Genomic DNA, 24,725 nt, shown 5'->3' with positions numbered 1-24,725 from the left:
CAATAATGTTTAGCTTAGATTATTCAACTGCTCCTGCATTCTTCGCACACGATCCGCAAGTTTTTCCGAAGTTAGATTTTCTCTCATGCTGTCCACTTTGATCGGGAAACAGAACGGCGTTAAGCGTTCTGGATACGTCAAAATAATTTTTGACTTTTGAACGCGTTGCAGCATGTCGCGCAAGCGCAGTTCTTCCATTTGTTGCGAGAAAACTTCGGCGTAAGCCTGCCGGATTAAAACGTTGTCGGGATCGTATTCGTTAAACACGTTAAACAACAAACCTGCCGAGGCTTGCAGGTGTCTGGCCTTTTTGTATTCGCCTGGAAAGCCCTGAAAAATCAATCCGCCAATCACCGCAATGTCGCGAAACTTGCGCTTTGCCATCTCCGTTGAATTCACGCTGCGCTGAATGTCTTCCATCAAATTGTCGGGAGAAAAAAGTTCGTATACGTTGCTGTCGTCAACGGGAATGGGCTGGTCGCTCAACAGTTCAAAACCGTAGTCGTTCATCGCAATGGAAAACGTAATGGGCAACAATCGTCCAATGCGGTAAGCCAGCAAGGCGCCCATCGCTTCGTGTACCAAACGTCCTTCGAAGGGATAAACAAAAAGGTGGAAGCCGTCGCGGGTTTCAATCTGTTCAATCAGCAATTCCTTTTCGCCCGGTACGTGCGACAATGTTTTTTGCAAAGCGAACAAAGGCCTAAGAACCTGCAGTTCAATTGGCCGTTGGTCGTTGGCAGTTGATGATTGATTGAGTTCTTTTGTTTTCCGGCTAACGGTCAACGAAGGACGATCAAGGCTTGCCTCCGACACCGTTTCCCGCAAAACTTTTCCAAGGCTTGCCGATAGCGGCAATCGTCCGCCCATCCAGCTTGGAATTTTTGCGTTCTTCTTGCTTGATTTTTTTACAAAGGCAGTCATTTCTTTTATCGTCACCAATTCCAACGTTCTTCCGGCAAGCGTGAACGCATCGCCGGGTTCAAGGCGAGTAATGAAACTTTCTTCAATCACACCCACGTAACCGCCGCCCATGAATTTCACCTTCATCATGTTGTCGCTAACAATGGTGCCAATGTGCAAGCGGTGACGAAGCGCAATGCGCCGCGAGGTGATTTTATACAAGCCGTTCAGCACCTCCACTTTTTTGTATTCGTCGTATTGCTGCAAAGCATTGCCGCCCGATGCAATGAAGTAGAGCATCTCGTCCCACTCGTCTTCCGTTAATTCGCTAAAGCAATTCGTTCGCTTTACTTCTTCAAAAATTTGTCCGGGATAAAAACCTTCGCCGCAAGCCAGCGTGCCGAGGTATTGCACGAGCACGTCGTAACACAAAAGCAAAGGTTCGCGGCTTTCAATGAATTGCCGGCTCACGGCTTTTTTGAGTGCGGCGGCTTCCACCAATTCAAGCGAATGCGTAGGCAAAAAATAGATCTTGCTTACGGCATCAGGACTGTGGCCGCTTCGTCCGGCGCGTTGTAAAAACCGTGCAACGCCTTTTGGCGAACCCACCTGAACGACGGTTTCCACCGGGCGAAAATCAACCCCCAGATCGAGGCTGGCGGTGCATACCACGGCTTTTAATCTTCCTTCGTGAAGCGCTTCTTCAATCCATGTACGCAACGCCATGTCGATGCTGCCGTGATGAAGGGCAATAGCGCCTGCAAGATGCGGGGCAACGTTGAGCAAGGTTTGATACCACAACTCACTCATGCCTCTTGTGTTGATGAAGATGAGCGTTGTGCGGCTGTTGTCAATAACGGGAATTATTTTTTCGGCAAGTTTGATTCCCAAATGACCGGCCCATGGATATTTTTCAATTTCATCGGGAAAGACGGATTCTATTTCAATTTGTTTTTGCAACTGCGCACGAACGATAACGCCTTTTGTTTTCAGCGGCGATAACAAAACATCTTTTGCTTCATCCAAGTTGCCGATGGTAGCGGAGATGCCCCAGATGGAAAGGTTCGAAGGTTGAAATTCGATGTTTGATGCTTGGTTTGCTGAACTTCGAACGCCAACAATTCGACTGAGGGCCAATTCTACTTGCACGCCACGTTTGCTGCCAATGAGTTCATGCCACTCGTCAACGGCAATTGTTTTGAGCGATTGAAAAACCGCAGGATAATCTTTTTGCGCCAGCAAAAGATGCAGGCTTTCGGGGGTAATGATGAGCACTTCGGGCATCTGGCGTTTTTGCTTTGCACGTTCAGCGGTAGAGGTATCGCCGTTGCGGATGCCGACTTTCCATTGGAGGCCCAGTTCGTTAATGACTTCTTCCATTGCCCGACCGATGTCTTTGGCTAATGCACGCAGCGGCGTAACCCAAATGAGTTGCAATCCGTTCTTTGCTTTGCTTTGAAAAGTTGCGGGATTGTCGTTGATGAAACGAATGACGGCGCCTAAAAAAACAGAGAAGGTTTTACCCGTGCCGGTAGGTGCGTTTACCAGCCCGCTTTCAGCATTAATAATGCGTTGCCAGGCTTCCTGCTGGTAAGCAAAGGGTTTGAATTCTTTTGCTGCCAGCCAGTCTTTTACAATGCGAAAACCGTCCGTTTTTTCCAGCTTGATCATGAATTGTAAAACTAAGGCTGGAAAGGTCAGGCAGAGAACTCAGGCAAGCACTGGGCAAATGAAAAGACAAACATGAACCGGCTAATTTTTTTCTTCTTCCATTTGTTTGTACAGGTTTCGAACATACGGCACGTATTCTACAAAGGTGTCAGGCTTTACAATGTAAGCGGCAGCGCCCTGTGCAAGGCAACGGTCCATAATGGATTTTGTTGACGACGTAGAAGTGATGATGACGGGAACCTTGGACCACCAGCCGGTTTTTTTTTGTTCCTCGATGATGTCGTAACCATTTTTGCCGGGCATGTTCAAATCGGACAAAATCACGTCGGGTAAATTGTCTTTGTGCTCGTTCAACCATTCAAACAAATCGTCACCGCTTTTTAGTTGGGCAACAATCTGAAAGCCGCCGGCCGCGTCAAAACCTTCTTTCATGAAGAATTGTTCGTCCTCGTCGTTTTCAACAATAATAATCCGGTAGGTTTTCATCAAGCGGGTTCCTTCTCTTTTTCTTCGTTCAGGGTAAAATAAAACGTAGTGCCCTTGCCGGGGTTTGATTCCGGCCATATTTTACCGCGGTGGCGGTCAACAATTTTTTTGCAAATGGCCAACCCGATGCCGGTGCCGGGATAGTCTTTTTTTGTGTGAAGCCGTCTGAAAATTTCAAAGACCTTGTTCTTGTCTGTTTCAGCAATGCCAATGCCGTTGTCGCTTACGGCAAACTTTACGTAGCCCTTCTCCTCGTAACAAGAAATTTGTATTTGCGGTTGGTCGGCGGTGGTAAACTTCATTGCGTTGCTTATAAGGTTTTGCACAAGCTGCACCAGTTGCACACGGTCACCCTCCACGGCTTCAATCTTGCTCTCTAACGTAATAACCGCGTTTGCCCTTTCGATCGAGGTTTTCAGGTTTTGCACCGCTGCGTTCACCAATTCTTTCACACCGACTCTTTCCTCTATCATTTCGCCCTTGCTGAGTTGCGAATAATGAAGAAGATTTCGAATCAGCTCCCGCATCCGGTCGGCTGCATGAATGGCTTTGTCAATGTAGGTTTTCAGGTCTTCGGCCTGTTGCGCATTAAGCTTCATGTGAATGAGCTGCAGAAAACTTTTAACGGTGCGGATAGGTTCCTGCAAATCGTGCGAAACGATGGACGTGAACTGTTCCAGTTCTTCGTTGGCATAACTTAACTCGTGGTTGGTGGCCCGCAATTCTTCTGCCAGCACGCGGTAACGTTCGTAGCTTTCACGCAAGGCTCTTTCGGCCTCCTGCCGCTCGGTGAGGTCTCTTGTTACTTTTGAAAACCCGATTAAAATGCCGGCTGTATTGTAAATGGGCGTAATGACAACATTTGCCCAGAACTGGCTTCCGTTCTTGTGCACCCGCCAGCCTTCTTCTTCGTATTTTCCCTCGCTGCGGGCTATTTTTAATTCGTACGAAGGCTTGCCGTTCAATACGTCGTCTTCGGGATAGAAGATGGAAAAATATTTACCGATAATTTCATCCGCCTCGTACCCTTCAATTCTTTTGGCGCCTTCGTTCCAACTAATGATTCGCCCACTTTCGTCGAGCATGAAAATGCCGTAATCCCTTACCTGCTCCACCAGCGAACGATAGCGTTCCTCGTTTGCCCGCAGGTTTTCTTCAATTCCTTTTCTTTCCGACAGGTCACGGGTAACTTTCGAAAAACCAACGAGCTTGTTTTGCTCGTTAAACAGCGCTGTGATGACCACGTTGGCCCAAAAGACCGACCCGTTTTTTCGTACCCGCCAGCCCTCCTCTTCATACTTGCCTGTGGCTGTGGCTATGCGTAATTCCCGTTCGGGTTTTTTGTCCTCTAAATCTTCGGCTGTATAAAAGGTGGAGAAATGCTTGCCGATGATTTCGTTTGCTGAATAGCCTTTGATCCGGCGGGCGCCTTCGTTCCAAGTAATGATGTGCCCCGTCGTGTCGAGCAGGAAAATAGCATAATCGCGTACGGCTTCTACCATCAGGCGAATGCGGTCCGCATTCTGTCGTACTTCAATTTCTTCTTTCTTTTTTTCGGTCACGTCTCGCACAACACAACTGAATCCGTTTGATTCTTCTTGATGGCCGTACAGAGGAGCCAGCGTCATCTCGCCCCAGAATTGCTTTCCCTCTTTTGTTGTGCGCCAGCCTTCCGAAACAAACTTGCCTTTTTTTAAAGCAAGTGCGAGTTCGTATTCGGCCTTGATGCTGTCATCGGGACCGTTGTACAATATGCTCAGGTGTTTGTTTTGCAGTTCTGTCGGCGAATAGCCCGTAATTAAAGTAACGGCGGGATTGGCGTAGGAAATGTACCCATCGGCATCAAGCGCTAAAATGCCTTCAGAAACGTCCTGCAGGAACGAATTTGAATCTATATTCATGGTTAAGGAGAAGCCCGTAAACTTCAGAAAATAAAGATAAGGACAATGCCCGCCACGTTCAACAATTCTTGTTTTTTTAAACAAAACCCTTATACAGGCACATTGCCAGAGCGAGGCTGACCTGCTTGCTGCATAAGAAGCCGGCGTAGCGCTTTGTTAGGCAGCCGCCGCTGTTTACAAAGTTTTCAGGTATTCGATTACTGCTGTGCGCTCTTTATCGCTTAATGCGTCGCCAAAGGTATGACCGCCTTTGCCTAAACCTGGCAGGGTTGTATCATACGTCGTTGTTAAACCGTTTTTTGTTTCTGCTGTGTACTTCCAGCCTACGTTGACATAATCGTACTGAGGCATGTCGAAATTTCTTGACCAATACACGGGCCGGTGTCTACTGTTTAACAAAGCTTCTAACGTGGGTACTGAGCCGTTGTGCAGATACGGTGCAGTAACCCAGATGCCGTCGAGCGGCGGAGCAATATATCCTTCAAACGGTTCAAGATGGGCAGGATGGTCGCCCTGTGTGAACCAACTTTTATTAAACCAATTCACAAACTGCGGCGAAGAATAGTTAGCCTTGTACAACATCGAATCGGTTTGAATAATGGAAGCCGGGATGAGGTAATTCGGGTAAGACGCTTTCTCGCCATAGGTGCCGTGACAACCGGAACAAGTTTTTTCAAACAAAACTTTTCCTTCGGCAGCCAGGCTTTTGTTAACCGGGTTTGGGTACTTCGGCGGCGTAAGTGAGTAGATGTAGGCAAGCACATCAGGCATGTGTGCGTCCACAAGCGCAGACTCGGACGTGTCCTTTACTGTAAGGAGATTAGACGCCATAAGAAAGCGGCCGAAGTCACCCCGGCCAAAACCGTTATAGAACATGGCATTCTTCTTTTTGAGCAACCACCAAGGGGGTGTATCGCTCGGGATCAGTTGGCTCGGAATGTCAAGTTGCGCTTCGTCACTCCAGACAAAAGAAGAAGGGTTACGGTGGGCTACCAACAAAGCTGCTAAGCGGTCGGCTACGTTCACGCCTTTAACGGGTGAATATAACTGCGCCGTAATGGCTTTGCTGGCACGAATGAATTCGTAAGCGGCTTCGTAACCTTTGGGTGATTGCAGCTTCAGCATCTTTTCCAACAGCATCATGTTGTTGGCGTCAAGCGTTTTGCTTTTGGTGAAATCGGCCAGCGAATTACCCAGGCCAACGATCAACTTACCTTTAAAAACCTGTGCGTGGCATTGCAGGCAATTGGGCGCAACAACGGTTTGTCCGTTGGCCGCTTTTACAGCCGTAAAAGCATGGGATATTTTTGTGTTGATGCCGGTGCGGCCCAGATAATTATTACTATCGGAACCAAAGCCAAGCAGGTACAGGTTATACGGCACTCCGCTGCGGATGTAATCGCCGTTGATAAGGTAGTCGTAGCCCTTTTGTGCATCGCCACCCGTGCGTTGCGGCGACGGCGGAATGGGTACGGGATCGTCGTCAGCATTGTGAATAATGAACGAAGAAAAAGCTACTAAAGCAACTATAAAAAAAAGAAGAATGGTCTTCTTCATAGAACCAGCATTTGCATAAAGATACTTGGCGGCGCAAGCTTACTTGCCATAAACTTCCAGCATTTTTTTAAGATCCTCCAGCGTATTAATCTCCTCTACTTTTTTATCGTGCCGCCAGCGGCTCATGCGCGGGAAACGAAGCGCCACGCCGCTTTTGTGACGACTGCTGGCCGCAATGCCTTCAAAGGCAATCTCGAAAACAAGTTCTGGTTTCACCGTTCGTACGGGTCCAAATTTTTCAAGCGAATTTCGTTTTACAAAAGCATCTACTTGCGCAAATTCTTTATCGGTTAAACCCGAATACGCTTTTGTAAACGGAATGAGTTTTTCACCATCGCGAACGGCAAACGTATAATCTGTGTAAAGATTGCTTCTTCGCCCCGCTCCTTTTTGCGCATAAATCATCACCGCATCAATAACAAGCGGATCAATCTTCCATTTCCACCAATCGCCGCGTCTTCGTCCTGTGCCATAAATAGAGCTTTTGCGTTTGAGCATAAAGCCTTCCGCGCCGTTGTTGCGTGATTCGTTTCGTAGTTCCGCCAATTCTTCCCACGATGAAAATTGAACAACATCGGAAAGCAAAAGCGATGGGTGATGAATGCTTTTGATGATCTCTTCCAGTTTTGCTCTTCGTTCAATCAAAGGTTTGTCGCGCCAGTCAACGCCTTCGTATTCCAACAAATCATAAGCAAAAAAACAAATGGGCGATTCTTGCAATTGTTTTTTTGTTACGTTCTTTCTTCCAATGCGTGTTTGCAACAAAGCAAAAGGCAAAGGCTTCCCGTCAACGGCCGGAATAATTTCGCCGTCGAGAACCAAACCATCAGGCAACACATTCAACAACGAATGATACTCCGGGAATTTATCGGTCATCAAACCTTCGCCGCGGCTCCACACAAACAATTCACCTTCGCGTTTGATAATCTGTCCGCGAATGCCGTCCCACTTCCACTCGACCTGCCATTCACTTGGCTCACCGAGCGTTGACAAATCTTCTTCAATCGCATAAGCCAAATAAAAAGGATAGGGTTTTGAAATGTCGGTGTTCACGCCTTCTTCGCCCAACAGTTCTTCGAACGTTATCGTTGACGGGTCCCATTGCCCGCTGATGCGGTGCGCAACTTTATCGGCATCGACATTTAATGCTTTTGCAAGTGCATTCACCATCAATGCCTGCGACACGCCGATGCGAAAACCACCCGTAATAATTTTATTAAAAACAAATTGTTCCGACCTGTTCATGGCCTGCCACGACTCAAGAATAAAAAACTTACGGGCTTCTTCGTTTTGTTTTTCCAGTGTTTTTAATTGCTCGATGTAATAATGCAAGGGCTCGGCGCTTTGTTGGCGCACATCGCTTTCGGGCAAGAGCAAGGCAATGGTTTCCGCGAGATCGCCAACGGTATGATAGCTTTCTTCGAACAACCAAAAAGGCAGACCGGCAAGTTCAATCGCGTACGAAGCAAGCTGCGTTGAATTGACAACGCGTTTCGGTCTGCGGCCCGTGAACAATGCAATCACCCAAACCTTGTCCTTTTCATCGGCGTGTGAAGAAAAATAATTCACCAACGCATCCATCTTTGCATTGGTCTTTGTGCTGCGGCCGATGTTCGTCACCAGATCGGCGAACAAGGCCATACCGTCAACTTGGTTGACTACTTCTGTTCCACTATGTAAATTGTCATTATCCATTGATGCATTGTTTTGAACCAAACATCAGTACGATTAATCCTCGGTTATTGCCGTTTGTTCCTCCGTTTCCTTACTTCCTTCCTCCTCATCATTCCCGTACTCCGTATGCACTTCCTTCCCTTGAATTCCCTGCTCCGACAAGTATCGGCTGAACGCTGATTGAAAACCGTGCGTCGCATACACGCATTGTGCTTCGGTTGCTTTACAGGCTTGCAACAGTCCGGGCCAATCGGCATGATCGCTTAAGGCAAAACCGGCATCGGCATTTCGTCTTCGCGTGTTGCCCCGCACTTGCATCCAACCACTGCACACACCTGTTTCGTAGGGCGCAAACTTGCGCATCCACGGCGAACCTTCGGCACTGCCCGGCGCAATCACCACGGCGCCTTTCAATTTTTCTTTCGGTGTTTCCGGCGTTACGCGTTCAACGTTTGGCAATTTCCAGCCAGCGTTTACGAGTGCCATGTGAATGTTATAAACTGCGCCGTGAAGCAATATCGTATCCGTGCATTCAGATAAAGGTTGCAACAGTCGTTGCGCTTTACCAAGACTGTAAGCAATCAGCACAGAACTCTTTCTAACTGCCTGGTTTTTTCGCACCCAGGCTTTAATGTCGTCGTAAATCTGCTGTTGCGGTTTCCATTTGTAAATAGGCAAACCAAACGTTGATTCGGTTATAAAGTTGTGGCACTTCACCGGTTCAAACTCGCCGCTGATGCCGTCGTTCTCCACTTTGTAATCGCCGCTGAAAACCCACACTTCGCCTTTGTGCTCAATGCGCACTTGCGAAGAGCCAATGATGTGCCCCGCAGGATGCAGCGAAACCTTTACACCGTTAATGTCGATCGGTTCGTTCCATTCAATGCTTTGATAATCGTTCGGGCCCAAACGCGTTTGGAGCAAAGGCTTGGTGAGATGATGACAGAGATAATGCTTACTTCCCCAACGGGCATGATCGCTGTGTGCGTGGGTAATTACAGCCTTATCTACGCCGCGCCAGGGATCAATGTAAAAACCACCTTGCGGACAATAAAGGCCTTTGTCGGTAAACTCGATGAGGGGCATGATTGATGCTATGCGAAGAACATGCCAGTGAGATTGTCCACGGACTACGGTCAACAGACGACAGATGATTACGAAGGATTCAGTGGTCTATTGTCTGTTGACCGTAGACCAAATCACATCAAGCGCTTCGCGCCGTTACTCACTCTTACAAAATAAACGTTCTTGTTTTCGAAATAATCCAGCGTCATGGCTTTCTTGTCTTTGAACACGGGTTGAATATCGAAGCGGGTAAAAACAACATTTCCCTTGCGGGTTAAATTGGAAGCAAAGTCTTTGTTTGTATCCAGCAGCAGCAAGGCAAAACGCAGCACGGTTTCGTAACCGCGGAAGTACATGTCCGTTGGCCGGCTGCCGATGTTCTTTTCAAAATCCGTTGCCAGGTGATTTTCAAGCGGTGTTAGCCGGTTGTAGAAGAAAGGCGTGCTGTACACAATCTCGAGCCCCTTGTACTCGGGCTTGTTGAAGTTTATGTTGTCCCAGGTAGGCATGCCTACCAATAGTGTTGGATACTTTTTTGCCAGCGGCGCAAGCGTTGAGGCAAGTTTCGTTGCAAAGTATTCTTCCATGCTTCCGGCGACAATCACGTTGCGTTTGGTGCTGTCCATGTGCGCCGCCAAAGCCTGCGGTGTAAAGTTGATGCCCACATCCACAAACTTTATTCTTAGCGGTGTGCCGGCGGCAACTTTTCCGTACTCAATGAAGTTTGTTTTAATGGCATCTTCCTGCACGCCGGCCTTGCGAAACACAATGATGTTGTCCGTTGCGTAACTGCGTTGAAGCATTTTGTAAATGCCTTCAATGTGGCCTTGCAAGGTTGTATTCAGTACAACGAAATACGGGTTGGCTGTTGCACCGGCATCGTTGGGCAAGGTGGCCGAGATGAAAGGAATTTTTTTCGACAAGGCCGCATCGGCTAATTGTTTTGTTTCGGCAGGATTGGATTGCGCAATAATCATTTCCATCCCGCTGAATTCGGGACTGTGTAATTGTTGTTGCAGCGAATTCATTTGCGACTTGGTGTCGTAAACAAAGACTTCCAAGGGTGCGCCTTGTTTTTGCAACGAGTCCAATGCCGCTTGCACGCCCTGGTAAAATTCAACACCGGGATTTAAAAATTTGGGGAAAGATTTGTTGAAACTGTAGCTACCCGTATTGCTAAAAGCCGAATCGAGATACAAGGGTGCAAACACGGCAACTTTGTGACGCTGCGCATTGACGCCAAAAGCAATCGCAAAAAGAGAAAAGAGAAGAAAGAAGAAATATTTTTTCATGTTTGAATTAAACAAAGTTGTTGACGCTTTTTGCCGAACCTACCTGCCTATTTGCCAGACAAGAGTACCATGCAACTGGGTTTCATCGTTATCCTTCTGGTTCATAAAACCGTGAAAGCAATTCACTATCCACCACTCACTATTCACAACTTTACTCCCACTCAATCGTTGCTGGCGGTTTACTACTGATGTCGTACACCACGCGGTTAATGCCTCGTACGCTGTTGATGATTTCGTTCGATACCCTGGCCAAAAAATCATAAGGCAAATGCGCCCAATCCGCCGTCATGCCGTCAACGCTTGTTACCGCACGCAAGGCAACCGTAAACTCGTAGGTTCTTTCGTCGCCCATTACGCCTACGCTTTTCACCGGAAGTAAGATGGCGCCTGCCTGCCAAACGGTTGCGTAGAGTTTGTGCTCTTTCAGGGCTTTCACGTAAATATCATCGGCACGTTGCAAAAGGTCAACTTTTTCTTCCGTCACTTCGCCTAAAATACGAATGGCCAACCCCGGTCCCGGAAAGGGATGACGGGAAATCAGTTCTTCGGGAATACCCAATTCCAGGCCAACTTTTCTTACTTCATCTTTAAAAAGAGAACGCAAAGGTTCTACCAAACTCAAATGCATTTTTTTGGGCAATCCGCCTACGTTGTGATGACTCTTGATGGTAACCGAAGGGCCGTGCACCGACACGCTTTCAATCACATCGGGATAGATCGTGCCTTGTCCCAACAGCGTGACGCCTTTAAACTTCTTGGCTTCTTTTTGAAAAATATCAATGAAGAGTTTTCCAATAACCTTGCGTTTTTTTTCGGGGTCAGATTTGCCTTTGAGCTTTTTGTAAAAATCTTCTTTGGCATCAATGCCCTTTACGTTCAGGCCAAGCTTTTTGTAGGTGGCCAAAACGGTTTCATATTCGTCTTTACGCAGCACGCCGTTGTCCACAAAAATGCAGTGCAGGTTCTCGCCGATAGCGCGGCTGATAAGCGTGGCCGCCACAGTTGAGTCCACACCGCCGCTGATGGCCATCACCACTTGTTCGCTGCCAATGCGTTTTTGCAAAGCCTCAATTGTATCGGTAATAAAGTGCGCCGGTGTCCAGTCTTGCTTGCAACCGCAAATGTTCACCAAAAAGTTGCGCAGGATTTTTTTGCCTTCGATGGAGTGGTAAACTTCGGGGTGAAATTGAAGGCCGTAAAGAGCATTGGCCGTTGGTAGTTGACCGTTGGCTGTATTTGCAGATTGCTGATTCCCGATTGCCGATTGCTTAAACGCCGCAACGGGAATGCTGTCGGTTGTAGCCAACACTTCAAAGCCTTGCGGAAGTTCAAGAATGGAATCGCCGTGGCTCATCCAAACCTGCGATGCAGGCAATAAATTTTTTAAGAGAGCATCTTCTTTTTGCTGGTGCAAAATGGCGCGGCCGTATTCGCGTTTGTTGCTGCGCTCAACTTTACCGCCGAATTGTTTTGCGGTTAACTGCGCCCCGTAACAAACGCCAAGCACCGGCGTGTGCTGCGTAAGATTCATTACGTTTACTTCGGGAGCATTTGCGTCGTTCACAGAAAAAGGCGAACCGGAAAGGATTATGCCTTTTACGGTTTCATCGAACTTTATCTCTTTTGAAAAAGGAAGTATTTCGCAATAAACATGGGCTTCTCTTACAGCACGGGCAATAAGCTGGGTGTACTGCGAACCAAAGTCGAGGATAATAATTTTTTCGGTCATGCGGTGCGAAGATAAGGCGGCCTCCCCACCCTCCAAGGAGAGATTGTCCGCTGCACAAAAGCCCGCTTGTTGACGAGTCTAAAAGAAAAGCGGGATCGTGCAAAAGCAAGAGTTGTGCGGCTGCCACTTCACCTTTGAGGAGAAGGGCTGCTGTAACCTTTATCTTTAGCGCCGCGTCTAATCACCAAAATCAATGATCATGAGAACGCTTTTCCTCTTTCTGCTTATTGTAATTGTTTTTTCGTCTTGCCAACTTTTTGGCGAACGGGTTTCGGGCAACGGCAAAATCATAAGCCGCGACCGCAGCGTTGGCTCGTTCAACAGCGTTGACGCCAGCGGTTCGGTTAAAGTGCATTTGAAACAAGATGCGTCGCCATCGGTGCGTATTGAAACCGACGAGAACCTGCAACAGTACGTTGATGTTTACGTCAACGGCAACACGCTGGTGATAAAATCAAAAGAAGGTTACAATCTCGACCCTTCAAGGGACATTGTTGTTTATACGTCGGCGCCGGTTTATAAAAGCATCGATGTTTCGGGTTCGGGCGATATTTTAGGCGATAACAACATCACGGGCACCGAAGCACTGGACATGTAGGTAAGCGGTTCAGGAAAGATTGATGTGCAGGTTTCTGTTCCGAAAGTTAGTGCTCATGTATCGGGCAGTGGCGATGTGTTTTTAAAAGGCACAAGCAAAGAATTTGAAGGTTCCATTAGCGGTTCAGGTTCCATCAAAGCCTTTGATTTAAGCACTGATGATACGAAGCTTGACCTCTCCGGTGCCGCCGATGCGGAAGTAACGGCCAATCAGAAATTAGATGTGCACGTATCGGGCAGCGGCGATGTGAAGTACAAAGGTGCAGCGAGTGTGAGCCAGGAAATTTCAGGAAGCGGAAGCGTAAAAAAAGTAAGTTGATTGAACAATCGGACAAGCAATAACAGCCGGTATCTGCTACCGGCTGTTGCTTTTCGTGCCATCGCTGGTAACGCTTGTGCCGATGAAGAAAAGCACCGTTTGTTTAGCGTTTCGCATTTCTGTTGAACAATATTGAAACAGTCTTGCCATCTCAATCCTTTACTCTCAATCCGTTCACGAAAACTTTTCGATGAGCACACAAACACGAATTGTTTTAATTTCTCTTGTCGTCAATCAAATGGTATTTTTGATGCTTATCCTTTGACCGTACAGCAACAGCATGATGACCGACAAAGCACAGCAGCACCACCCGTTCCTGAACGGCGGTGGCGAGATGGGTGAGCGCATTCGTTCGAAAGACTGGAGCCTTTCCCCCTTAGGTACACCCAACGAATGGCCACAGAGTTTACGCACCACGGTGAGCATACTACTGAACTCCAAGTTCCCCATGTTTGTATGGTGGGGAGAAGACCTGATTACAATCTACAACGATGCTTACTGCCCCATTGCCGGAGAGAAGCATCCCTCGCTCCTTGGAAAATCCGGGAAGGAAGGATGGATTGAGATTTGGGAAGACCTTGGCCCCTTGGTGGACAGTGTGTTTAGCGGCAAATCAACCTGGTCGGAAGACCAGGCGCTTTACATGAACCGCCGTGGTTACGTCGAAGAAACTTATTTCACCTTTTCTTACAGCCCTATCTGGGACGAATCGGGCACAGTAGCAGGATTGTTCTGCGCCTGCATTGAAACCACTGAGAAAGTGCTGGCCACAAGAAAGATACAAGAAAGTGAACGCAACCTGCGAGCCACCATTCTTCAGTCGCCCGTGGCCATGTGCATTCTCCGCGGGCCTTCCTTTGTTGTTGAAATTGCCAACGATCGCATGTATGAAGTTTGGGGCAAAGGGGCAGATCAAATGCTGCGCAGGCCCATCTTCGATGGTCTTCCCGAAGTACGCAACCAGGGACTGGAAGAAGTGCTTCAGGACGTCGTCACAAGCGGTGAAACCTTTGTGGCCAGTGAGCGCCCCGTACAGCTTCCGCGAAAAAAGAGTATCGAAACGATTTACATCAACTTTGTTTATGAACCGTTCCGCGAAGGTGACGGAAGCATCTCTGGCGTTATTGCCGTTGCCAATGATGTAACAGAACAAGTGCTGGCCCGAAAGCGAATAGAAGAAAGCGAACAGGAACTTCAGCTTCGCGTTAAGGAACGAACTGCGGAACTGGAAAACCAGAAAAATTTATTGGACAACATTCTGACAAATTCTTCGAATGGCATATCGGTTACTGAAATGATCAGGGATGAAAAGGGCAAGGTCGTTGATGCTTCCACAATTTTAGCGAACGATGCGGCCGTACGTTTTATAGGCCTCCCAAGGGATGTCTATCTCACCAAAACGGCAACCGAGATTGATCCCGGCATTCTCAGCACACCTTACGGCCAAACTTGTTTACACACGCTGGCAACGGGTGAACCCTCCTTTATCCAGTATTTCTTGGAGATGACGGGGCGATGGTTGGAGCTAACCATTTCCAGAATGGATACCGATCACCTGATTCACATTTTTACCGATGTAACGCCCATTAAAGAAACGCAACTGCAACTGGAGCGGCTGGTGGAAGACTTGAAGCGATCAAATGCAAACCTGGAAGATTTTGCTTATGCCGCTTCGCATGACCTGAAAGAACCCATCCGCAAAATTCACCTCTTTGCCGACCGGCTGAAACACGAGTTGGAAGAGAATCTTACCGAAATGCAAAAGCACATCTTCGAACGTTTGGAGTATGCCTCACGGCGAATGGGAACTCTCGTTGATGATTTGCTGTCCTACTCGCAAGCCACCCGGGGCGTTCCGGAAATGGAAGCGGTTGACCTGAATAAAAAAGTGCAGCTGGTATTGGAAGATTTGGAAGTGGAAGTGCAGCAAAAAGACGCAACACTATCCGTGGGCCCTTTGCCTGTGGTTGAAGCCAACCGGCGACAAATGCAACAGTTGTTTCACAACCTCATCACCAATGCGTTGAAGTACAGCAAAACCGGTGTGTCTCCGGAAATCCGGATTACATCAGAAGAAGTTATTGGTAAAGAAGTGAAGCCTGATCTTTCGGCCGAAATTGCCAACAAAAAATATTATTTCATTCAAGTAAAGGACAACGGCATTGGCTTTGCGCAGGAAGATGCGGAAAGAATTTTCAATGTTTTTACCCGGCTTCACGGCAATGCGGAATACAGAGGTACAGGAGTCGGCTTATCCATCGTACGCAAGGTGGTGGAAAATCACCACGGTTATGTTTGGGCAGAAAGTGTGCTGGAACAAGGTGCCACGTTCAATATTTTGTTGCCGGTTTGAGAGTTGGATTCAATACGAATGGTAGGATGTAAAGAGAGTGAAAGTCGTTCTAAGATGGAACTTAACCAGGAGAAAATTTTGTTGTTGCGGACAGTCTTTTCAGGGCTGTTTTTTATTGGGCCAGAGGCCAGAACAAGTATTGAGCTTTCATCGCAAGGCTATCATGAACTTATCGAAGGGCATGCCTGTACGTTCTAAATAAGTGGCGAAAGGCAAACCAGATGACAAATACATTTTGGCAACTCTTGCTGTGGCATTTTTAAATAAATTTGAAAAAACAAAAGCATGAAAACGGAATTGCAGGTTGACATAACCTATGACCAGATAGTTTCGCTGGTAAAACAGTTGCCGTTAAACGAAAAAATTTCTTTGTCCAAGGAACTGGAAAAAGAAGGAATTGCATCAAGATTATCGGCACTTTTAAAAACGTTCCAAACCGATGAATTAAGCCTGGAAACAATTGACGAAGAAATGGAAGCCGTAAGACAAGAGCTATATGAAAGGCGAAAGCACTAAGGTCATTTTTGACACCAACGTTTGGATAAGCTTTCTCATTGGGAAGCGTTTAGCTTCACTCCAAAAATACATTGTTAGCAACGAGATAATCATTGTTACAACAAACCAACTTTTGACAGAAATAAGAGAAGTGACGAGTAGAGAAAGACTGAAAAAATATTTTCCGAAGGAAAGCGTCTTGGAACTGCTACAACTTTTAGAAACGATTGCTGCAAAAGTTGAAGTACAGCCAACGCATTTTATTAATCGCGACCCGAAGGACAATTTTTTACTCGATTTGATAGATTTTTCCAAAGCGGATTATTTGGTAACGGGCGACAAAGATTTGTTGCTTCATAATCCTTTTAAAACGGCTACTATACTGACGCCGGCAGAATTTGAGAAAATTTTAGAGAGGATGTGAAGCACAAGGAGCCGCGATTATGTACAATACAAGCATTAATGATTTGCGTAAGTATATTGTCTCAGGATTTTACGCCATCGTTGAAATTGCGCATAGGTTATGTATGGAGCTTCATTACAAGCCGGGTCAGGAAGCATGGTAAGAAAAGCGGCTTTCGTGCTTCGGCTATTGGTGAGCTAACACATTGCCTGCGCCCCGACACCAACAGCGGCTGGAACCCGATCAAGGTGCCACGTTCAATATTTTGTTGCCTGTTTAATCAATGTCAACATGGGTAGCAAAACAACCTTCTTAAAATGTTTCAAGCCGATACGTTTAGAGCGCTATCCTTCGCACGTTTATCCTTATCGTCTTGCTTCTCCCCTTATCATCGCTGCAACTGATTTTCACCGCGCCTTCTTCGGGAACAAAAAACTGCTTCTCGCCTTTGTTCGCAGCTTTGTAAAACCGCTCGTTGATGTACCAATAAACTTTACTTACATCCGCCGGAACAGCTGCTATTAATTGCAAGGGCTCGGGGTGTTTTTTGTCAATAAAATATTCCGCACCGTTGACGGGGAACGTGATATTCGGCCCCTCGCCTTTGAAGATGCGTTCGCACTGCGGGTTGTGCGGCGGAATGATTTGATAAGGCATGCCCGTTGCGCGGAAATAATCCTGTAACTCCGGATCAAAAACCTTGTACAGCTTTTTGATGTAACCCGTTTGCGGCGCACAGGCCTGGCAATAAGAGAGGGAAGAATCCGGCGAAACTTTCACTTCCTGCAAATGCCCACAAACCTTTGTACTGCTTACAAGAGGAATAAAATAATCCGAAATTAAGTTGGTGCAATTCGGCCCAGGCGGCAAACCCGTTTCGCTGCACACTTGCCGCAGTTCGCAACCCTTCGGCGGGGCAAACCATTCCTCGTCGCTGTCGTAATCAATGCTGTTAAAAATTTTAAAGAGAAGTGGTGTAGCAATGTTTGCACCACTTAATTCGGGCACACCGGCACCGGAAAAATTTCCGCACCAAACGCCAACGGTAAATGCTTTGTTATAACCGATGCTCCAGGCATCTCTTCGGCCGTACGACGTGCCGGTTTTCCAGGCAATCTTCGGCATGTGTTCGGTGGCGGTCCAATTCAGGGGGAAATCAGGACGATTCACTTTCGATAAAATATCGGTGATTAAATAAGCGGCTTCGGGGGAAAGCAACTGAACACTTTTTGACTTCGCATCCTGCAAATATTGCGGAGAGAAATAAACACCGTTGTTTGCGAAAGCAGAAAATAATCCGGTTAGTTCTTCGAGCGATGCACCGCAGCCACCAAGTATCACTGATAAACCCAACTTGTTTTGGTCTTTTTGTATTTGCTTGAAATCCGCAGCCACCAATTTTTGTATCAGCTTTTCTTTGCCCAACAACTTTAAACCGCGAACGGCCGGTATGTTCAACGAATGCTCCAACGCATACTCGGTGGTTACCGCACCGTGAAATTCCTTGTCGTAATTCTCCGGTGCATAGCCGGCGTAATTCACGGGCACATCATTGAGCATCATCTTGGGCGTGAGCAAACCTTCGTCAATACAAAGCCCGTAGAGCAGGGGTTTCAGCGTGCTTCCCGGTTCGCGAACGGCCGCGGCACCGTTCACTTGTCCGCCGTCGGTCGTATCGGTAAAACCAGCCGAACCAACGTAGGAAATCACCTTGTGCGTTTTGTTATCAATCACCACAACCGCCGCGTTACGAATGCCTTTGAGCTTTAATCCGCGAACGTAATCTTCGGTAAGCTTTTCAATCTTTAGCTGCGTGTTTAAAACAACGTTTGTTTTGATGTTGATACTTTCGCTTTGCTTCCTCAACTTGTAAGCAAGGTGCGGAATAAAATGCGACACCGTTCGTCGCACTGAGGTCAGCGGTTCGGCTTCCGCGTCTTCAATTTCTTTTTTCGTAAACACACCGCCATCGGCAAACTTCTGCAACCAGCGGTTGCGTTCTTTGGTGATTGCGTTGTTGCTTTTGCCTACAACCAATGAAGAGGGCCGGTTGGGAATAATCGAAAGCGCCGTAATCTCCGCCAGCGATAAATGATCCGGTTCTTTGTTGAAATAAAGCAGCGACGCAGCTTTCACACCTTCGATGTTACTGCCATAGGGCACAAGGTTTAAGTACATCTGCAAGATTTCATCCTTGCTGTATTTCCATTCAAGCTGAAAGGCACGAAAGGTTTCTATCAATTTTGTGAGAAGATTTCGTTTGCGCGGCTCTAACGCTCTTGCTACTTGCATGGTGATGGTGGAGGCGCCGGAGGTTCGCTTCATGTGAAGCAGGTTATTAAACGCCGCACGGCCGATGGCGAAAAGGTTTATGCCTGGATGCGAATAAAAATATTTGTCTTCTTTAGCGACGATGGTCTTGCGCAGCAGCGGAGAGATCTCATTCAACTCGGTTTTCATTCGCCACTTGTCGTCGGGTGTGAGATAAGCGTTTATTATTTCACCGTTTGCGTCTCTGATGATTGTTGAATAAGCAATCTTATCGGGCAGCGGAAACAAGACGTTCAAGGAAAGAAAAAGAAAAAAGAAAGCAACGGAGAGGATTATAAATCTTTTAACAAGCAATACAATTTTTTGCTTTGTAACTTTTGGGAAGAAATTACTTCTGTATGGACTCATCGAGTCTGCCTCCTTAGCAACACGAATTTAGACCACAGATTTTCCGGATTACAAAAAGGATTGTCAAGATTTTTTTCAGCGCCATCACAATCTTTCCATTTGCCGAAGTGTGCGTCCATCGCGGCAATCATTTTCAAATCCGCGTCCTCTGGGTCATGCGTTGTTTTTTCAATTAACTTCAACTACCAACCAACCCTTTTATGCGTATCAAATCTGCACTTGCTGTCACCTGCGTGATGGCTGTTTTTTTATCTGCCTGTAACCGCAACTACACAACAATTGATTATGCCAAAGGCGAAGTGCCGGCACTGGGCAACTTAACTTTTCGCTTCAACAAAGCACTTCAGCCTGATAGTTTGTTGAACAACTGGGACAGCACCGAATACATTTCCTTCGAACCCAAAATAGCCGGCCGCTTTCGCTGGAACGGTCCCGAAGAACTTGTGTTCTCTCCTTCGCAACCGTTAGCGCCAGCCACCACGTACAAAGCAAAATTCAAAGACGAACTTTTCCGTTACAGCAAGTACAACGACGTAAAAGACGGCGACGTTAACTTCTATACTTCACCGCTTAAGTTAGAAGATGCAAACCTTACCTGGTTAACCGCAGCCGATGGCAATAGCGCGGCGCAACCGCAAATCACGTTGCATTTTAATTATCCCCTAAAAGCCGAAGATTTAAAAGACAAACTAAAAGTGGAAGTTGACGGTGCAAAGACTGATTATGCACTCGCAACCTCGGGCAGCGCTAACGAGATTGGCGTTCGTTTGTTGCAATTAAAACCCGAAGACAAAAGTTACGATGCGAAGCTTATACTGGCAGCCGGAATCAGACCGGAGAAGGGCACCAACGCAACCACGGAAGCCATCACGCAAAGCCTCACTGTTCCTTCGCCATACGTGTTGAGTGTTTCTAATCTTGAAGCGGAGCATACGGGCACTGAAGGCATCGTTCGATTGTACACCAGCCAGCAACTAGCACCCGAAGCGGTCAACAATTATATTTCGTTTAACCCGGCCGTCACGTTCACAACCGAACCAACCGATTTTGGTTTGATTCTGCGCAGCGACAAGTTTGATGCAGAAAAAAGCTACAGCCTTCAAATCAAAAAAGGCATTCACGGAAAATTGGGCGGCACGTTGAAAGAAGATTATTTTGGTGCGGTTGGTTTTGGTCAATTGGAATCGGCCATCAAGTTCACCAACAGTAAAGCCGTTTACTTGTCAAGGCACGGTAGTGGAAACATTGAAGTGCAGGTGACGAACACGCCGCGATTAAAAGTTGTCGTTTCAAAAATTTACGAGAACAATTTGTTACAGGCACTTTCGCACGGTTATCAACCACGCGAAAGTGAAGGAGCGGAATACGCATCCTATCGCGGCGAAGGCGATGAAGAAAGCTATTCGGACTACATGGATGCGATGTCAGGCGATGTGATTTACGAAAAAGAAATTGACACACGTTCACTGCCAAAAAGCGGTTCGGGACGATTGCTCAACGTTTCGCAGTTTGAAGACCGCTTGCCTGATGCTCGTGGTATTTACCACGTGATGATTCGTTCCTCACAAGATTATTGGGTGCGTGACAGCCGCTTTATTTCCTTCTCCGACATTGGCCTGATTGCAAAACAAGGCAGCACCAAAATGGTGGTGTTCGCCAATTCCATTCAAACAACGAATGCCGTGAATGGCGTTACGATAAACGTGTACGGAAAGAACAACCAATTGCTCGGTACCGGTGCGACGAACGGTGATGGTGTTGCCGAAATTGCTGTTGCGTCGAAAAACTTTGCGGGCTATTCTCCCGCGATGATCATTGCAAAGACGGCGAATGATTTTACTTACCTGCCATTCAACAACACAAGAGTGAACACATCCCGTTTTGACGTGGGCGGAAAGCGAATGAACACAACCGGCCTGGATGCTTTTGTGTATGCCGAACGAGACATTTACCGTCCCGGCGAGCGATTAAATTATGCGCTTGTAGTAAGAGAAAAAGGTTGGAAACCTGCGGCTGATCTGCCAGTGAAGATCCGCTTTCTTTTGCCCAACGGGAAAGAACTCAAAACCTTTCGCAAAGGGCTGAACGAACAAGGCGCAACCGATGGAAGCATGGACATTTCATCCGCCGCAATTACCGGTTCTTACACAATGGAAGCGTACAGTTCCAACGACGTATTGCTGGCCACAAAGAACTTCATGATTGAAGAATTCGTTCCCGATAGAATCAAGATTACAACCAAGCTTGACAAACCTTTTTTGCGTCCATCTGAAACAACAAACCTGGGCATAAATGCCGTGAACTTTTTTGGTCCGCCGGCTGCGAACAGAAATTTTGAAACGGAAATTCAAGTCAAACAAAAACAGTTTAGCGCAAAAGGTTTTAGCGACTATGACTTTTCTTTAGAAAATCAGAAAAGCTTTAGCGACAAGATTGTAAAGCAGGGCACCACCGACGCAAGCGGCAACGCAAGCATTCAATTTGATGTTCCGGCGATGTATATCAACACAGGTTTGCTTGCAGCAAATTTTTATACAACGGTGTTTGATGAAACCGGACGTCCTGTGAGTCGCGTTACATCAGCCGACATTTACACGCAGGATGTTTTCAACGGCATCAAAGATGACGGCTCGTATTACTATCCGCTGAACAGCACCGTGAAATTTAGTTTGGTGAGTTTGAACAAAGACGGCGCAGCGGTAAACGCACCGGCAACGGTTCAAATCATCAAACACGAGTACCGCACAGTGCTGGCAAAGAGCGGCAATTACTTCCGCTACGACTCTCAAAAAGAAGACAAGGTGCTTTCGGAAAAAGAAATCACGTTTAGCAAAACCGATTATGCTTTCATTCCGCGTTCACCTGGCGATTACGAAATCAGGGTTTATCGTCCGGGTGCGAATGTTTATGTGGCCAAACATTTTTACAGCTACGGAAGTTGGGGCGGCGAAGCTTCATCCTTTGAAGTAAATACCGAAGGCCAGGTGGATATTTCGCTTGACAAAGAAGGCTACAATGCCGGTGATGTTGCGAAGGTTTTGTTCAAAACACCGTTTAGCGGAAAGATGTTGGTAACAGTGGAAAGAGACGGTCTTCTCTCTCATCAATACCTGAACGTGGAAAAACGTACGGCTTCAATGGAATTGAAATTAAGCAGCGAACACGTGCCCAACGTTTACGTTACGGCAACGTTAGTCAAGCCACACGAAGTGACCGATATGCCGCTTGCCGTTGCGCATGGATTTCAAAATATTTCTGTGGAAGAAAGCGGAAGAAAAATCCCGGTACAAATCACGGCAGCAAAATCATCGCGGTCAAAAACGCATCAACGAGTGACGGTGAAAGCCGTTGCTGGAAGTTATGTTTCGTTGGCTGCGGTGGATAACGGCGTCCTGCAGGTTTCGGGTTTTAAAACACCCGACCCTTATGATTTTTATTACCAGAAGAATGCGTTGGGTGTGACGGCTTTTGACATGTATCCTTTGCTTTTTCCCGAGTTGCGCGGACGGCTGAGCAGCACTGGCGGCGACGGTGACCTGAGTTTGGAAAAACGTGTGAACCCCATACCGGCCAAGCGATTTAAGCTTATGTCGTATTGGAGCGGATTGAAGAAAGCGGATGGCAGCGGCAACGTTTCGTTTGAGTTTGAGGTGCCACAATTCAGCGGGCAGATTCGCTTGATGGCCGTTGCATTTAAAGACGAAAAATTCGGCAATGCGGAAGCCACAACAACGGTTGCTGATCCGGTGGTGATTTCGTCTTCACTACCTCGGTTCATTTCTCCCGGCGACACGGTTTTGGTGCCGGTGACAATCTCTAACACAACGGCAAAAACGGCAAGCGGCAATGCGACTGTAAACGTATCAGGACCGGTGAAAGTTGTTGGCACATCGTCGCAAAATATTTCCATCAACGCAAACAGCGAAGGCCACAGGACTTTCCAAATCATTGCCGACCCAACCGTAGCTGCTGCAAAAATTGTTGTGTCGGTAAAAGTCTTGGGCGAGGAGTTTAAAGAAGAAACGGACATCTCCGTGCGGCCGCCGTCAACACTGCAAAAACTTTCGGGCAGCGGCTCTATTGTTGGCGGACAAACACAAAGCATCAACATACCGCAAAGCGATTTCATGCCGGGAAGTTTCAAGTATGATTTGGTGGTGAGCCGTTCGCCGGTTGCACAAGTGGCCGACCAACTTCGTTACCTCGTTACCTATCCGTATGGTTGCACCGAGCAAACCGTTTCGGCGGCCTTTCCGCAACTGTATTACGGCGATATGGTGGATGCATTGAAGCTGAATCCTGACAACAAACAAAACGCGGCGTACAACGTTTCGGAAGCCATTCGCAAAATTAAAATGCGGCAATTGTACAACGGCGCCGTTACGCTGTGGGATGGCGAAGGGGAAGCGGATTGTTGGGCAACAATCTATGCCGCGCATTTTTTACTGGAAGCAAGAAAAGCGGGTTATGACGTGGACAACAGTTTGCTGGAAACGATGTTGACTTATTTAAGCAATCGTTTGAAGACAAAAGAAACCGTCAATTATTATTACAACCGCAATCAGCAGCGAAAGATTGCGCCGAAAGAAGTTGCGTACAGTTTGTATGTGTTGGCACTTGCCAATCGACCGCAGGCATCAACGATGAATTATTACAAGGCCGCAGGGTCGTTGCTTGCGTTGGACAGCAAATATCTTTTGTCGGCGGCTTATGCGGTTGCGGGCGACAAACGTTCGTTCAATGCATTGCTGCCTTCATCGTTCAGCGGTGAAGAATCGGTGCAACAAACCGGTGGCAGTTATTACAGCGCTTTGCGCGACGAAGCTATTTCGTTGAATGCATTAATTGATGTTGATCCGGGTAATGGACAAATCCCACAAATGGTACAACACGTTTCGCAACGCTTAAAAAGCGACAGATGGCTGAACACGCAGGAACGTGCTTTCTCCTTTCTGGCTTTGGGTAAAGTAGCAAGAAATGCTGCACATTCAACGGCAACAGCCGATGTTAGAGTGAACGGCAAAGTTGTTGCAACCGTGAGCGATAAAGATTGGAAAGGAAGTAGTGAAACACTCAGGGGTAACGGAATTGAAATTGCAACCAAGGGTAACGGAAGATTGTATTACAGTTGGATTGCCGAAGGCATTAGTGTGAGCGGTGCGTACAAAGAAGAGGACAATTATTTGAAAGTACGCCGCCAATTTTATGACCGTGAAGGACGTCTGTTAAATACAACAACCTTCAAACAAAACGATTTAATCATCGTTGGCATCACGTTGGAAAAATCTTACGACGCCGATATTCAAAACATAGTTATCACCGATTTGTTGCCGGCCGGCTTTGAAATTGAAAATCCAAGAACGAAGGAGCTTCCCGGCATGGATTGGATTAAAGACGGCAGAACGCCAACGGCGCTTGATGTTCGGGACGACCGCATTCATTTTTTTGTGGACAGTTATTCGCCGAAGCAAAAATATTATTACGCGGTTCGTGCGGTTTCTCTTGGGCGATTTAAACAAGGGCCGGTGAGTGCGGATGCGATGTACAACGGAGAGATGCATTCGTATTACGGAACGCAAATGATAAGAGTGGTGCAGTAAG

General features: G+C 47.1%; 13 protein-coding genes and 1 pseudogene. 5 read left to right on the top strand and 9 right to left on the bottom strand.

The window, feature by feature from the left end; genetic code table 11:
- Positions 1–9: 9 nt before the first annotated feature.
- The 8 genes from FSB75_RS19875 to guaA all read right to left on the bottom strand — a co-directional run bounded on the left by FSB75_RS19875 (position 10) and on the right by guaA (position 12,278).
- Positions 10–2,574, bottom strand: coding sequence for a ligase-associated DNA damage response DEXH box helicase (locus tag FSB75_RS19875; protein WP_172623236.1), 2,565 nt, complete (start codon positions 2,572–2,574; stop codon positions 10–12).
- 81 nt (positions 2,575–2,655) lie between these two features.
- The gene (locus tag FSB75_RS19870) at positions 2,656–3,060 is read right to left on the bottom strand and encodes a response regulator (protein WP_146791042.1); all 405 of its coding nucleotides are present in this window, start codon (positions 3,058–3,060) and stop codon (positions 2,656–2,658) included.
- Complete coding sequence (locus FSB75_RS19865) at positions 3,060–4,961, bottom strand: PAS domain S-box protein (RefSeq protein WP_146791040.1); 1,902 nt, start codon at positions 4,959–4,961, stop codon at positions 3,060–3,062. Before FSB75_RS19865 ends, FSB75_RS19870 begins: the two co-directional genes overlap by 1 nt.
- Before the next feature lie 174 nt (positions 4,962–5,135).
- Positions 5,136–6,518, bottom strand: coding sequence for a c-type cytochrome (locus FSB75_RS19860; protein WP_146791038.1), 1,383 nt, complete (start codon positions 6,516–6,518; stop codon positions 5,136–5,138).
- Between the two features lie 39 nt (positions 6,519–6,557).
- On the bottom strand, positions 6,558–8,213 hold the full coding sequence (locus FSB75_RS19855) for an ATP-dependent DNA ligase (protein WP_227990670.1): 1,656 nt from the start codon (positions 8,211–8,213) through the stop codon (positions 6,558–6,560).
- 33 nt (positions 8,214–8,246) lie between these two features.
- Entirely contained in the window at positions 8,247–9,278 is a 1,032-nt protein-coding gene (locus FSB75_RS19850; protein ID WP_146791036.1) for a ligase-associated DNA damage response exonuclease, read from the bottom strand.
- Between the two features lie 113 nt (positions 9,279–9,391).
- Entirely contained in the window at positions 9,392–10,549 is a 1,158-nt protein-coding gene (locus FSB75_RS19845; RefSeq protein ID WP_146791034.1) for an ABC transporter substrate-binding protein, read from the bottom strand.
- A gap of 151 nt (positions 10,550–10,700) precedes the next feature.
- Positions 10,701–12,278 carry a glutamine-hydrolyzing GMP synthase gene (guaA, locus tag FSB75_RS19840; RefSeq protein ID WP_146791032.1) on the bottom strand — a complete coding sequence of 526 codons (1,578 nt, stop codon included), beginning with the start codon at positions 12,276–12,278 and terminating at the stop codon, positions 10,701–10,703.
- 193 nt (positions 12,279–12,471) lie between these two features.
- Here guaA and FSB75_RS22110 point away from each other — a divergent pair.
- From FSB75_RS22110 to FSB75_RS19815, 4 genes and pseudogenes are all read left to right on the top strand, one after another.
- Positions 12,472–13,194, top strand: a pseudogene (locus tag FSB75_RS22110) (head GIN domain-containing protein).
- A 280-nt stretch (positions 13,195–13,474) separates the two neighbouring features.
- Positions 13,475–15,547 (top strand): sensor histidine kinase, encoded by a 2,073-nt coding sequence (locus tag FSB75_RS19825; protein ID WP_146791026.1) that lies wholly within the window; start codon positions 13,475–13,477, stop codon positions 15,545–15,547.
- A gap of 285 nt (positions 15,548–15,832) precedes the next feature.
- Positions 15,833–16,063: a type II toxin-antitoxin system VapB15 family antitoxin gene (gene vap15 / locus FSB75_RS19820; protein ID WP_146791024.1), complete on the top strand. Its 231-nt coding sequence runs from the start codon at positions 15,833–15,835 to the stop codon at positions 16,061–16,063.
- Positions 16,044–16,466, top strand: a complete 423-nt coding sequence (locus FSB75_RS19815; RefSeq protein ID WP_146791022.1) for a putative toxin-antitoxin system toxin component, PIN family — start codon at positions 16,044–16,046, stop codon at positions 16,464–16,466. Before vap15 ends, FSB75_RS19815 begins: the two co-directional genes overlap by 20 nt.
- 315 nt (positions 16,467–16,781) lie before the next feature.
- On the opposite strand, the gene pbpC is transcribed toward FSB75_RS19815, so the two are convergent.
- Positions 16,782–19,070 (bottom strand): penicillin-binding protein 1C, encoded by a 2,289-nt coding sequence (pbpC, locus tag FSB75_RS19810; protein WP_227990669.1) that lies wholly within the window; start codon positions 19,068–19,070, stop codon positions 16,782–16,784.
- A 254-nt stretch (positions 19,071–19,324) separates the two neighbouring features.
- On the opposite strand from pbpC, the gene FSB75_RS19805 reads away from it, so the two are divergent.
- Positions 19,325–24,724: an alpha-2-macroglobulin family protein gene (locus FSB75_RS19805; RefSeq protein WP_146791018.1), complete on the top strand. Its 5,400-nt coding sequence runs from the start codon at positions 19,325–19,327 to the stop codon at positions 24,722–24,724.
- The last annotated feature ends 1 nt before the right edge of the window (position 24,725 follow it).

Origin of the sequence: Flavisolibacter ginsenosidimutans (assembly GCF_007970805.1) — a bacterium.
GTDB classification, from domain to species: domain Bacteria; phylum Bacteroidota; class Bacteroidia; order Chitinophagales; family Chitinophagaceae; genus Flavisolibacter; species Flavisolibacter ginsenosidimutans.
Note: the sequence above shows the minus strand (reverse complement) of the source record. Positions and strands in the feature narration are given on the sequence as shown.